Raw genomic sequence first — 11662 nt, 5'->3', positions numbered from 1 at the left:
CCCCCCCCCCCCCCCCCCCCCCCCCCCCCCCCCCCCCCCCCCCCCCCCGTCCGCCAGGGGATGCCGCGGTGGAGTGATCGACTTCCGAGTCGCCATACTTCGATTGTAGGGAAGTGATCCGTCGTCGCCGTGCGACCGACAGCCACGGCTTGACCGTCGGAGGCGGACGCCGGCCCCCGTTTTGCGGCAGAGGAAAAGCGGCGAGCCGCCGCGGCGGAAGAAGCGACATACTGGAAGAAGGACGCGCAGGGCCATTGCGACACGAAGGCACGGCATGCGGCGGCGAATCGCGATTGTCGGCGGCGGCGTCTCGGGGCTGATCGCCGCCCGGACGCTGCACGCCGGGCATGACATCACGGTGTACGAGGCGGCCGACGCACCGGGCGGACACGCGCGAACCGTCACCGTACCCGGCGGTCTGGCCGTCGACACCGGGTTCATCGTCTTCAACGAGCGGACGTATCCCCGTTTCGCCGAGCTGCTCCGCGAGCTCGGTGTCCCATCCCAACCGGGGGACATGTCGTTCGGGGTGAGCTGCCGACGCTGCGGAATCGAGTACAGCAGCCGCGGCCTGGCCGGGCTCTTCGCCCGCCGGGTGCAGATCCTGAGGCCCGCCGTCCACCGCATGGCCATCGACGTCCTGCGCTTCAACGCCTGGGGGCGGCGCGCGGCGGCCCGGTCGGGAGACGACGAGACGATCGGGGATCTTCTGACCGCGGGCCGGTTCGGACGCGACTTCTTCCGGCACTACCTGCTGCCGATGTCGAGCGCAATCTGGTCCGCCGGGGCGGACGATGCGCACCGGCTGCCGCTACGGTTCCTGCTGACTTTCTTCGCCAACCACGGCCTGCTGCAGGTACGCGGCCAGCCGCCCTGGCGCACCGTCACCGGCGGCAGCCGGCGCTATGTGGAGGCGCTGGTGCGCCCGTTCCGCGAGCGCCTGCGGCTCCGCGCCGCGGTCGGCCGGATCCGGCGCCATGCCGGAGGCGTCGAGGTGCATACGGCCCAGATGGGCTGGGAGCCGTACGACGACGTGGTAATCGCGGCCCATGCCGACCAGGCGCTGGCGCTTCTCGAGCAGCCGGCCGACGAGGAATCCGCGGCGCTCGGGGCCGTTGCCTACCGGCGCAACGTCGCCGTCCTGCATACCGATGCCCGCATCCTGCCGCGCGCCCGGGATGCGTGGGCTTCCTGGAACGCGCAGGTCGACGACTGCCGGGACGCCGGTGCGAACCTGCGGATGACATACCACATGAACCGCCTGCAGCGCCTGCCGGAGCACCCGACCTGGTGCGTCACGCTCAACGACGAAGCGCGTCTCGATCCGTCGAAGATCGTTGCGCGGCATGTCTACGACCATCCGGTCTACACGACGGAGGCGCTGCGCGCGCGGGGAGCGATCCGTACCCTGAGCGGGCGGCGCCGCACCTATTACTGCGGCGCCTATCTCGGCAACGGTTTTCACGAGGATGGCGTGCGCGCAGGCCTCGCCGTGGGCGAGGCAATCGAGCGCCGACGGGAGACGTCGTGAACTCCTGCCTGTACACCGGCTGGGTCCGGCACCGCCGGCACCATCCGCGCGTGCACGACTTCCGCTACCGGCTCTTTCTCGCATACCTCGATCTGGACGAGCTCGATCACCTCGGCCGAACGGTGGCGCCGTTCTCGGTCAACCGGTGGAACCTCTGGTCGTTCTTCGACCGCGATCACCTGGACGGCCGTCCGGGAGCGACTTCCGGGAAGGTGCGCCGGCTCCTCGCGCGCCATGGCATCGCGCTCGACGGCGGCACGATAGCGCTGCTCACGCAATGTCGCGTCCTCGGCTACGTCTTCAATCCGATCAGCCTGTACTACTGCCACGACGCCGACGGCGCCCTGGCCGCGGTGGTCGCCGAGGTCGACAACACGTTCGGCGAACGGCACCTGTATCTGCTCGATGGGAGACGGGCCGCCGCCGGGAGCGCGACGGCGCGATTCCGCTGCACCAAGGAGATGCACGTCTCGCCGTTTCTGGCAATGGACTGCACGTACGATTTCGAGCTGGCCCCGATCGACGACCGCCTGAGCGTCGTCATCGTGCAGCACGAGCGCGGGCGGCGCGTGCTGGACGCCCGGCTCCGGGGACGGCGCAGGCCGCTGACGACCCGCACGGTCGCGGACGCGCTGCTACGCTATCCGTTCGTCACGTTGAAGACGATCACCGCGATCCACGTCGAGGCCGCCCGGCTGTATCTGAAGGGGATTCCGTTCCTCAGCCACCCCGGCGAGACAGCGGCCCGGCGGAGACAGCGCGCACTGCTTGCCGCCGGCGAAGGCAGACGGGAGCACGCGCCAGCGGGGTCGTCCGCTGGTGGACCGGGAAGACCATGACGGCTGCGGCGCCGGTTCGCATCGGGGTATCGAGCTGCCTGCTCGGCGAGAGCGTGCGGCACGACGGCGGGCACAAGCGCGATCCGTACCTCGTGGAAACGCTCGGCCAACTGGTCGAGTGGATACCGATCTGCCCCGAGGAGGAGGCGGGTCTCGGCACGCCGCGCGAGCCGATCCGCCTGGTGCGCGACGCCGACCGCTCCGACGGCGTGCGACTCGTCAGCCGCAGCGGGGTCCGACTCACCGGCCACATGCGCCGTTTCGCCCGCGCCAGGCTGCGCGCACTGGCCAAGGCCGACCTGAGCGGCTACATCCTGAAGAAGGACTCCCCGAGCTGCGGCATGGAGCGGGTCAAGGTCTGGACCGGCGAGGACAGCCGCTCGTCGGAACGGAACGGCCGCGGAGTCTTCGCGGCGGAGCTGCTGCGGCAGTACCCGAACCTGCCGGTGGAGGAAGAGGGACGGCTGCACGATCCGGTGCTGCGCGAGAACTTCTTCGAGCGGGTCTTCGCCTATCGACGCCTGCGCGCGCTCTTCTCCTCCCGCTGGAACGTCGGCGCCCTCGTGCAGTGGCACACCACGCAGAAGTTGGCGCTGATGGCCCACTCGCCGGTCCGCTACCGCGAGCTGGGACGCCTGGTGGCCGAGGCGCGCGAGATCCCCCGCGCGGAGCTGGGCCGCCGCTACGAGGACGAGTTCATGGCCGCCATGCGGATCCGGGCGACGCGGGCGCGCCACACCAATGCCCTCATGCACGCGATGGGCCACTTCAAGCGCCGCATCGACGAAGCCTCGCGCGACGAGCTGCTGGCCGTGCTCGAGGACTACCGGCGCGGCCTGGTGCCGCGGATCGTGCCACTGACGCTGGTGCGGCACCATGCGCGGCGACTCGAGGTGGCGTACCTTCGGGACCAGACCTATCTGAACCCGCATCCGAAGGAGCTGGCCCTCCTGAACCATGTATAGAAGCCTTGCGCCGGAGAACGCAACGGACCGAGCTCGGCGGCGCAAGACTCCCAACGCGACCGTAAGGTCGCGCCCGGCCCTACGCCCGTGACTGATAGAATGATGCAGGCAGCGCTCCAGTGCTCCGCGAAATCGCCGACCTCATCGGACGCGGATGCCGGCTCAGATGCCCCTGTTGCGGCTACGGGCGTCTCTTCGAATCCGCGACTCGCATGTACGAGCGGTGCTCGGCGTGCGGCGAACGGTTCGAACGCGAGCCGGGCCAGTGGTTGGGCGCCGTCTACGTCAATCTCGGACTCACCCTCGGGCTCACGGTGACGGGCTATCTTCTGTTGCAGACCTTCACCTCGCTCACGACGTCCCAGCAGCTCCCCATCTGGACGACGATCGCGGGGCTCGCCCCGTTCGCCTTCTATCGACTGTCCAAGGGACTCTGGACCAGCCTCGTCTTCCTGGGTGAAGGGCTCTACATTCAGTGGCCGAACCGATAGCCGATTCCGAAACCACCGAACCGGTCCAGGCCGACGCGCCCGCCCAAGGCGCCGTCGTGCGCGCGTTGCTGCGCCTTGGCGAGGCCTTCACGTTCCGGGCGTTCCGAAACCTGTGGACGGCGGCGTTCACGTCCGCCGTCGGCACATGGATGCAGCGCTTCGCCCAGCAGTGGCTGATCTACGACCTCACGGGGTCGGCCTTCTACCTGGGGCTCGACATGTTCGTCGGGAACGTGCCGCTGCTCCTCTTCACGCTCATCGGCGGCGTCACCGCCGACCGCTACGACCGCCGCCACATGCTGATGGCCTCGCAGACGCTCCAGATGATCTGCGCCCTGATCCTGACCGCGCTGGTCTTCACCGAAACGGTGCGCCTGCCGTACATCCTGGTGCTCTCGTTCACGACCGGACTGGCGCAGGCGTTCGGCGGCCCCGCGTTCCAGTCCCTCATCCCCGCACTCGTGCCGCGCAGAACGCTGCCGAACGCGGTCGCCCTCAACTCCATACAGTTCAACCTGGCGCAGTCCGTCGGTCCGCTCATCGGCGGCCTGGTCTTCACGACCCTCGGGCTCGTCGCCTGCTTCGGGATCAACAGCGCGTCGTTCCTCGTCGTGATAGTGGTGCTGAGCCTGCTGCAGGTGACGCCGCCCGACCCGGCGCAACGGCGGCCGGTCATCGAGGAGTTGAAGAGCGGGCTGCGTTACGTCGGCAACGGCGGCGCGCTCCTCGCCCTGACCATCCTGGCCATCTCGACCACCTCTCTGGGCCTGCCGATCCGGGCTTTCCTGCCGGTGTTCGCAGGTGATCCGAACACGCTCAGCCAGATGATGACCTCTCTCGGGACCGGCGCGGTGGCGGGCGCACTCGTCGTCGCCTGGCTGGGCAGCTTCGAGCGGATGGGACTGACGCTCCTGCGAGTGCTGGCGGGGTTCGGGGGCCTGATCTCCGTATTCGCCCTCCTGCCGGTCAGCCCGGTCAGCTACGTGCTGCTGTTCCTCGCGGGGGCCGCGCTGCTCATCGTCTTTTCCCTCACCGCGTCACTCGTCCAGCTCAACGTGCCGGACGAGCTTCGCGGCCGCGTGATGAGCATCTACCTGATGGCCTTTCGCGGCGGCATGCCGCTCGGCAGCCTCGCGAGCGGCTATCTGACGACGTACGCCTCGACCCCGACGGTCATCGCCGTGAACGGCGGCCTGCTCGTCCTGGTGGCGCTGTACTTCCTCGCCCGCAGCCACGGGATCCGCGAGTTGTAGGGCCGGCCCTAGTCGCGGATCAGCGGGCGCCAGGACAGGTCCCAGCGCAACGGCACCGCCTGCGGCAGGTAGCACACCGCGTGGTCGCAGGCCTGGTACTCCAGCACCGCCTCGACGCGGACGGTGGCGCCCGGCTCGGCGGCCAGCTCGGCGATGTCCTGCCGCATCGGAATCGTGACGTCCTGCACGAGGCGGAAAGGCTCCTCGTAGACCGCCACCGTTTCGTCCAGGGGCTCGAAGCGGTACATCCCGGACGGCGGGTAGGTCACCTCGTGGCTCCGCAGGAAGTCGGGCGCCGTCGTGCGGAGACGAATCACCCGGTAGGCGTGATCCCCCGGCGCGTAGACGTGCATGTCGGTCTTCGGCGTCACGTCGACCACCAGGGACAGGCGATTGCCCGGGGCGACCACGTCGTCGGTGGCCCAGACGAGCGCCTCCAGATGATCGGTCTCGACCCTCGCCGCGGCGAGGCCCGCCCCCGCCGCCGCGTCACCGAACCGGGCGGCGATGCTGGACACGGTGGAACGCTCCTGGTAGGCCGCCTCGAAGAAGCGGGCGGTCACCCGGCCCTCGGCATCGAGCATGAACGTGCCCGGATACGGGATGCCGTACAGCCGCTGCATCAGCGCGCGGCGCTCCTCGGGCGCACGGGCCGGGTCCATCTCCTCGTTCAGGAGGCCGTACTCCCGAATGGTCGCCGAGCCTTCGTCGGAAAGCAGAGGGAACTCGATCCCCCGCGCGTCCGCGAACCGGGAGAGGGTCGTGGTCGGGTCGTAGGTGACGACGGCGAGGCCGAGGCCGCTGTCCTGGAGGTCCGCATGACGGCTCTGCAGCTCCACGAGCTGCGTCTTGCAGTACGGTCACCAGTCGGCCGAGCGGCTGAACACGAGCATCAGCCCGTTCGGTCCCATCAGGGACTGCAGGTCGCGCGCCTCGCCGTTCTGGTCGGCGAGCGAGAAGGACGGCACGGTCTCGCCCACCTGCGGGCCGAACCGGTCGACGTCCGGCAGCGGGGCCTGTGCGGCGGCGGTCGCAGCGGCTGCGAACGCGAGCGCCAGCGTAAGTGTCACGATGCGGGCGAGCTTCATCTCGAACCTCCGATGTGTTCAACGTCGTGCCGACCCGGTGTTCCCGGCGACGAGCGCCGGCCCCCGGCCCACCGTCTCATCATACGCGGATATGCTGAGCCGAGATGATCGTTCGACACGAGGACGACGACTTCCTGCTCGTGACCCAGCCGGACCATGCCGCCCTCTCCGGGCGCATCATGGCCGCCTGGTGCGCCGACGGCCTTCCCGCGAGCCCGACGCGCGAGACGGTGCTCCTCGCCACCCGCGAGCACGACAACGGCTGGATGGAAGTGGACGACCGACCCCGGCTCGACGCCGCCGGCGGGCGCCCGCAGCACTTCATGACCGCCCCGGACGCGACGAAGCAGGGCATCTGGCCGCGCGGTGTGGGCCGCCTCGAACCGGTCGATCCGGCGGCCGCGGCGCTGGTCGCGCAGCATGCGCTCGCCCTGCTGGACGTGCATCCGCTGCCCGGGTGGGAGGAGTTCCGCATCGACATGACGGCGGAGCGCGACAGGATTCTCGGCAACGGCGCCTACGACAACGATCTCGGCGCCCTGCGGGCGGACTACCGCTTCGTGTTTCTGGGCGATCTGATCTCGCTCGTCTTCTGCTGCGAGTGGTCCGACGTGTTCCGCTACGAGGGCTACACGATCGCCCGCCGAGGATCGACGCTGCAGGTGGCGCCGGACCCGTTCGCGGGGAAGGCCGTCGAGCTCACGGTTTCCGCCCGCCGGTTGCCGGCGCGGTCGTACGCCTCGGACGACGATCTCCGCGCCGTGTTCGATCGGGCCCCTGCAGCATCGCTCCGGGGGACACTCCGCGGCGCAAGCTCGTAGAATGACACGCATGACCCGCAGAACCGCCGGGGTTGGTCCGCAACGGAGAGTGTTCATGGCGTCGTGGCTGCTCGCGGCCATCTTCCTGGTCCGCCCCGCCGCGGCCCACGAGATCGAGAACACCCACGTCCTGATCAGTTTCCTCGCCGGCGACGAATACCGGATCGACGTCCTCAACGACCCCGACTGGCTGTGGCTGCAGTTCCACCCGGGCGCAGCCGAGCTGCCGCCGGTGGATGCACGCGACGCCCGGCTCACCGAGCTCGCTTCGCAGTTCGCCGCCGGCATCACGTTGCTGTTCGACGACAACCCCGCGACGCCGCCGGAAGTGACGTATCTGCCGCCGCTCGAACGCGACCGCAGCGGGCCGATGGGGCTGGCCGAGCCCGGCCTGATGCGCCTGTCCGGCGCCGTACCGCCCGGCGCGAGCACTTTTCGGTTCGGCTACGGCCTCGTCGTCGACGAGTACCCCCTGACGGTTGCGCCGGCCGTCGGATCGCCGGTCACCCGTTGGCTGCTCGCGGCGCAGATCAGCGAGGCGTTCGACATCGATGCGTTGCTGCCGCTCACCCGGTGGCAGGTCGCGACCCAGTACCTCGGCCTGGGCTTCACGCATATTCTGCCGAAGGGGCTCGACCACATTCTGTTCGTCCTCGGCCTCTTTCTCCTCAGCACGCGCCTGAAGCCGCTACTGCTGCAGGTGACCGCGTTCACGGCCGCCCATACGCTGACCCTCGCCCTGACGATCTACGGCGTCTTCTCGCTCCCGCCGTCGATGGTCGAACCGCTCATCGCCCTGTCCATCGCCTACGTCGCCGTGGAGAACCTCCTCACGAGCGAGCTGCAGCCGTCGCGCGTCGTGCTGGTCTTCGCATTCGGCCTTCTCCACGGCATGGGCTTCGCCGGCGTGCTGGCCGATCTCGGACTGCCCCGATCGGAATTCGTCACGGCGTTGCTGACCTTCAACGTCGGCGTCGAGGCGGGCCAGCTTGCGGTTATCGCGGCCGCCAGCGCCGTGGTGCTGGGCGTCCGCGATCGCCCGTGGTACCGGCCGCGCGTCGTGGTCCCGCTCTCCCTGGCGATCGCCGGCGTGGGGCTGTTCTGGACGGTGGAGCGGGTGGTCGGGTAGCCACAAAACGCCGACCCTGGCGACGGGCCGCGTGCACGCGCGTTCGCCCGATTGCCACGGCACGACCGGCGGCGCTACGATCCGCGCGCCCATGCCCGCTCAACGGACACGCACCAGACCTGTGGCGCTGGCATTCGCCGCCGCCTTTCTGCTGGCTGCCGCCGGTGCGGCCGCACAGGAACCTCCGGAGCAGCAGCCCACGGAGAAGCCATCCGCAGAGAAGCCATCCGCAGAGAAGCCATCCGCAGAGAAGCCATCCGCAGAGAAGCCATCCGCGGAGCAGCAGCCCGCAGAGAAGCCATCCGCGGAGCAGCAGCCCGCAGAGAAGCCATCCACGGAGCAGCAGCCCATAGAGAAGCCACCCGTAGAGCAGCCGCCATCCGCGGAGCGGCAGCCCGCAGAGCAGCCACCCGTGGAGCAGCCGCTCGCGGAGAGGACGCGCATCGTAAGCGTCAACTTCGGCATGCAGTTCATCCAGGACGCGTTCATGAACCGGGTCACCTTCCAGCAGCATGACGAGACCGGCTCCTTCGAGTCGCACTACGACGTCACCAAGCACCATGCACTCGACGGCGGGATCGCCTTCCGCCTGTGGAAGGACCTCGCGTTGGGCTTCGCCGGATCCCATGTCGCCGAGCCGACGACCGCCCGGGTCGATGCTCAGGTTCCGCATCCCCATTTCTTCGGATTCTCCCGCCCGGCCAGCGGCGTACGCAGAGGCCTGAACCGCAGGGAGATCGGCCTGCACGTTCAGGGACAGTACTGGTGGTTCGTCAACGAGACCTTCCTCCTGCGCGCCACATGGGGTCCCACGATCTTCATCGCCAGACAGGATCTCGTGTCGCAGATCGACACGCGGGAGGCGAGTGACGATTTCGACCAGGTCATGCTGACGGGCCACCGGTCCAGGACGGTCACCGCCGGCAGTCTCGGACTCAACCTCGGGTTCGATGGGACGTGGCTCCTGACCGAACGCGTCGGCGTCGGGTTCGGCGTCCGCTATAGCCGCGGCACGGCCACGGTCCGCCTGGGCGGCCGATCGGCGACGCCCCTGGAGCTCGGCGGCACGCACGCCGGCGGGGGTTTGCGCCTGGCGTTCTGACGGGATCCGGGGCGGGCCGACAGCCGGCGGTATGATGCTCGTGTCCGGGGCGTTCGCGGACGGGTTCGGTCCGGCATGCGAGGAGGAGACCCATGAGACGGTGGTGCGGTCCGATCACGTTGGGCGTCGTTCTGCTGCTCACGTTCGCGTTCCGCGGACACGCACAGGAGGAGCGGTTCGTCCGGATCGACACCCTCAACGTACGCGACACCCTCTATCACCTCGGAGACGGCGGCGCGAACGGGCTCGCGCTGATCGACGAGATCAACGGCGGGGTCATACTGGTCGGCACCAAGCTGCCCGGTTGGGGACAGGCGGTGAGCGACGCGGTCTACCAGGTCACGGACCTGCCGGTGACGACCATCATCAGCACGCACGCCGATGCCGATCACACCGGCGCCAACGGCGAGTTCCCGGACGTGGTCGACTTCATCGCGCACGAGAACACGCTTGCGAACATGGCGCGCATGGAGCTGTTCGCCGGCGGCGCGGGACTGCCGACGACGACGTTCACGGACCGCTTCGCCCTGCTCGAGGATCTCGACCGCGTCGAGCTCTACCACTTCGGCCCCGCCCACACGGACGGCGACGTCGTCGTCGTGTTCCCGCAGAAGCGGACCGCGTATCTCGGCGACCTTTTTCCGGACAAGGCGGCTCCGGAGATCGACACTGCCAACGGCGGGAGCGGCGTCGCGTTCCCGGAGACGCTGGCGAAGGCGGTGGCGGCCATCGACGGCGTGGACCGGGTGATCACCGGCCACGGTCCCATTCCCACGACCTACGCCGGGCGCGGCCGCCGCGACCGGGGGGAGCGCCGGGCATGGACGGGGTGGATGACCTGGGGCGACCTGGCGGAGTACGCCGACTTCAATCGGGACTTCCTCGCCTCGGTACGGGCGTCGTACGAGGCCGGACGGAGCGTCGACCGGGCGGTCTCGAGTCTCGATCTGTCGGAGCGCTACGCCGACTACGACATGGAACGGGCACGAGCGAACGTCGAGGCGATCTACAACGAGCTGGCGGGCCGCTGACGGCCGCGAGGAACCCATCATGAAGACGTGGAAGGCGGCACTGGTCGGCGGCTTGGCCGTGCTCGTGGGGGGCGCCGCGGATGCCCATGCCGACGACTGGCCGGAGTTTCGCGGCGCGGGCCGGCTGGGCGAGTGGCGCGAGACCGGACTGATCGAGTCGTTCCCGGCCGACGGGTTGAAGGTGCGCTGGCGAATGCCGATCAAGGCGGGGTTCGCGGGACCGGCAGTGGCCGACGGGCGGGTGTTCGCAACCGACTGGGAGCCGACGCGGGGGATGCGCGGCATCGAGCGCGCCATGGCGTTCGACGAGAGGACCGGCGAGATGCTGTGGGTGCAGGAATGGGAAGCCGACTATGCCGGGGTACAGTGGGAGGTCGGCCCCGGGGCCACACCCACCGTCGATGACGACCGGGTGTACGTGCTGGGCCGCACCGGCACCCTCTCCGCGTTGCGCGTCGATACGGGCGAGCTCCTGTGGCGCAGAAACTACAGCGAGGACTACGACGTGGACCGCATGCAGTGGGGCTTCGACTGGGGCTTCGCCAGCGCGCCGCTGGTCGACGGCGAGCGGCTCATCGGCTTCGTGGGCGGGCAGCCGGACGCACGGGTGGTGGCGTTCGACAAGCTGACGGGCGAGGAGATCTGGCGCGCGCTGTCGAGCGAGGAGGACCTCGGGGTGGCCCAACCCATCATCGTCGAGGCAGGCGGCGCGCGGCAGCTCATCGTCTGGAACCCGGAGGAGGTGGCCTCGCTCGATCCGGTCACCGGAGAGATCTACTGGCGTCAGCCGTACATCGTCGGCGGCGCGATGACCGTGGCGGTGCCGGTGCAGGTGGGCGCGCAGCTCTTCTTCACGACGTTCTACGACGGCCCCATGATGCTGTCGCTCAACCAGGACCGCCCCGACGCAACCGTCGCCTGGAAGGGGCGCAGCAACAGCGAGATCCGCACCGACGGCCTGCACGCGGTCCTGGCCACGCCGATCATCGACGGCGGCTACATCTACGGCATCTGCAGCTACGGCCAGCTTCGCTGCGTGAACGCCAGCACCGGCGAGCGCCTCTGGGAGACGCAGGAGGCCACTGTCGAGCGGCGCCGCTGGGCGTCCGGCTACATGGTGCGGAACGGCAACCGCGTGCTCATCAACAACGACCGCGGCGAGCTGATCATCGCGCGCCTCAGCCCGGAAGGCTACGACGAGATCAGCCGCACGAAGCTGATCGCGCCCACCTCCCCGCCGGGCAACCGCCGCGAGCTGCGTTTCGTCAACTGGGTGCACCCGGCCTACGCGAACCGGCACATCTACACCCGCAACGACGAGGAGATCATCGCCGTGTCGATGGACGCGGCCGACTACGAGTGAAACCCGGGTGGCAAGAATGTTGCTTCTTCCATAGACTGGAAGAAGCAGC

The 11662-nt window shown here is 69.3% G+C and carries 12 protein-coding genes and 1 pseudogene; 11 read left to right on the top strand and 2 right to left on the bottom strand.

Features of this window, described 5'->3' with window-relative positions:
• From F4X11_13400 to F4X11_13375, 6 genes and pseudogenes are all read left to right on the top strand, one after another.
• Window positions 1-71 (top strand): annotated as a pseudogene (locus F4X11_13400) (nuclease).
• 203 nt (window positions 72-274) lie between these two features.
• Window positions 275-1531, top strand: coding sequence for an FAD-dependent oxidoreductase (locus tag F4X11_13395; GenBank protein MYN66009.1), 1257 nt, complete (start codon window positions 275-277; stop codon window positions 1529-1531).
• Window positions 1291-2370, top strand: coding sequence for a DUF1365 domain-containing protein (locus tag F4X11_13390; GenBank protein MYN66008.1), 1080 nt, complete (start codon window positions 1291-1293; stop codon window positions 2368-2370). Before F4X11_13395 ends, F4X11_13390 begins: the two co-directional genes overlap by 241 nt.
• Window positions 2367-3335, top strand: coding sequence for a DUF523 and DUF1722 domain-containing protein (locus F4X11_13385; protein MYN66007.1), 969 nt, complete (start codon window positions 2367-2369; stop codon window positions 3333-3335). Before F4X11_13390 ends, F4X11_13385 begins: the two co-directional genes overlap by 4 nt.
• A gap of 212 nt (window positions 3336-3547) precedes the next feature.
• Complete coding sequence (locus tag F4X11_13380; protein ID MYN66006.1) at window positions 3548-3826, top strand: DUF983 domain-containing protein; 279 nt, start codon at window positions 3548-3550, stop codon at window positions 3824-3826.
• Window positions 3811-5079 (top strand): MFS transporter, encoded by a 1269-nt coding sequence (locus F4X11_13375; protein ID MYN66005.1) that lies wholly within the window; start codon window positions 3811-3813, stop codon window positions 5077-5079. Before F4X11_13380 ends, F4X11_13375 begins: the two co-directional genes overlap by 16 nt.
• Before the next feature lie 8 nt (window positions 5080-5087).
• Here the strand turns inward: F4X11_13375 and F4X11_13370 are convergent, their stop codons facing one another.
• Window positions 5088-5918 (bottom strand): peroxiredoxin family protein, encoded by an 831-nt coding sequence (locus F4X11_13370; GenBank protein MYN66004.1) that lies wholly within the window; start codon window positions 5916-5918, stop codon window positions 5088-5090.
• Window positions 5919-5939: 21 nt separating this feature from the next.
• Window positions 5940-6167 (bottom strand): hypothetical protein, encoded by a 228-nt coding sequence (locus F4X11_13365; protein ID MYN66003.1) that lies wholly within the window; start codon window positions 6165-6167, stop codon window positions 5940-5942.
• A 104-nt stretch (window positions 6168-6271) separates the two neighbouring features.
• Between F4X11_13365 and F4X11_13360 the strand changes: the two genes are divergently transcribed.
• The 5 genes from F4X11_13360 to F4X11_13340 all read left to right on the top strand — a co-directional run bounded on the left by F4X11_13360 (window position 6272) and on the right by F4X11_13340 (window position 11613).
• A complete protein-coding gene (locus tag F4X11_13360) occupies window positions 6272-6988 on the top strand; it encodes a DUF3891 family protein (GenBank protein MYN66002.1) in 717 nt (238 codons plus the stop codon).
• A gap of 55 nt (window positions 6989-7043) precedes the next feature.
• The gene (locus F4X11_13355) at window positions 7044-8117 is read left to right on the top strand and encodes a HupE/UreJ family protein (protein ID MYN66001.1); all 1074 of its coding nucleotides are present in this window, start codon (window positions 7044-7046) and stop codon (window positions 8115-8117) included.
• Between the two features lie 412 nt (window positions 8118-8529).
• A complete protein-coding gene (locus tag F4X11_13350) occupies window positions 8530-9219 on the top strand; it encodes a hypothetical protein (protein ID MYN66000.1) in 690 nt (229 codons plus the stop codon).
• Window positions 9220-9311: 92 nt separating this feature from the next.
• Window positions 9312-10250, top strand: a complete 939-nt coding sequence (locus F4X11_13345) for an MBL fold metallo-hydrolase (GenBank protein ID MYN65999.1) — start codon at window positions 9312-9314, stop codon at window positions 10248-10250.
• Window positions 10251-10269: 19 nt separating this feature from the next.
• A complete protein-coding gene (locus F4X11_13340; protein MYN65998.1) occupies window positions 10270-11613 on the top strand; it encodes a PQQ-binding-like beta-propeller repeat protein in 1344 nt (447 codons plus the stop codon).
• Window positions 11614-11662: the final 49 nt, after the last annotated feature.

This window comes from Acidobacteriota bacterium (assembly GCA_009861545.1).
Lineage (GTDB): Bacteria > Acidobacteriota > Vicinamibacteria > Vicinamibacterales > UBA8438 > WTFV01.
Note: the sequence above shows the minus strand (reverse complement) of the source record. Positions and strands in the feature narration are given on the sequence as shown.

What these genes read in the sequence shown, in the direction of transcription:
- F4X11_13395 (MYN66009.1), top strand. Translation starts at nt 275, where the DNA reads ATGCGGCGGCGAATCGCGATTGTCGGCGGCGGCGTCTCGGGGCTGATC.
- F4X11_13385 (MYN66007.1), top strand. Translation starts at nt 2,367, where the DNA reads ATGACGGCTGCGGCGCCGGTTCGCATCGGGGTATCGAGCTGCCTGCTC.
- F4X11_13380 (MYN66006.1), top strand. Translation starts at nt 3,548, where the DNA reads ATGTACGAGCGGTGCTCGGCGTGCGGCGAACGGTTCGAACGCGAGCCG.
- F4X11_13365 (MYN66003.1), bottom strand. Translation starts at nt 6,167, where the DNA reads ATGAAGCTCGCCCGCATCGTGACACTTACGCTGGCGCTCGCGTTCGCA.
- F4X11_13360 (MYN66002.1), top strand. Translation starts at nt 6,272, where the DNA reads ATGATCGTTCGACACGAGGACGACGACTTCCTGCTCGTGACCCAGCCG.
- F4X11_13355 (MYN66001.1), top strand. Translation starts at nt 7,044, where the DNA reads ATGGCGTCGTGGCTGCTCGCGGCCATCTTCCTGGTCCGCCCCGCCGCG.
- F4X11_13345 (MYN65999.1), top strand. Translation starts at nt 9,312, where the DNA reads ATGAGACGGTGGTGCGGTCCGATCACGTTGGGCGTCGTTCTGCTGCTC.
- F4X11_13340 (MYN65998.1), top strand. Translation starts at nt 10,270, where the DNA reads ATGAAGACGTGGAAGGCGGCACTGGTCGGCGGCTTGGCCGTGCTCGTG.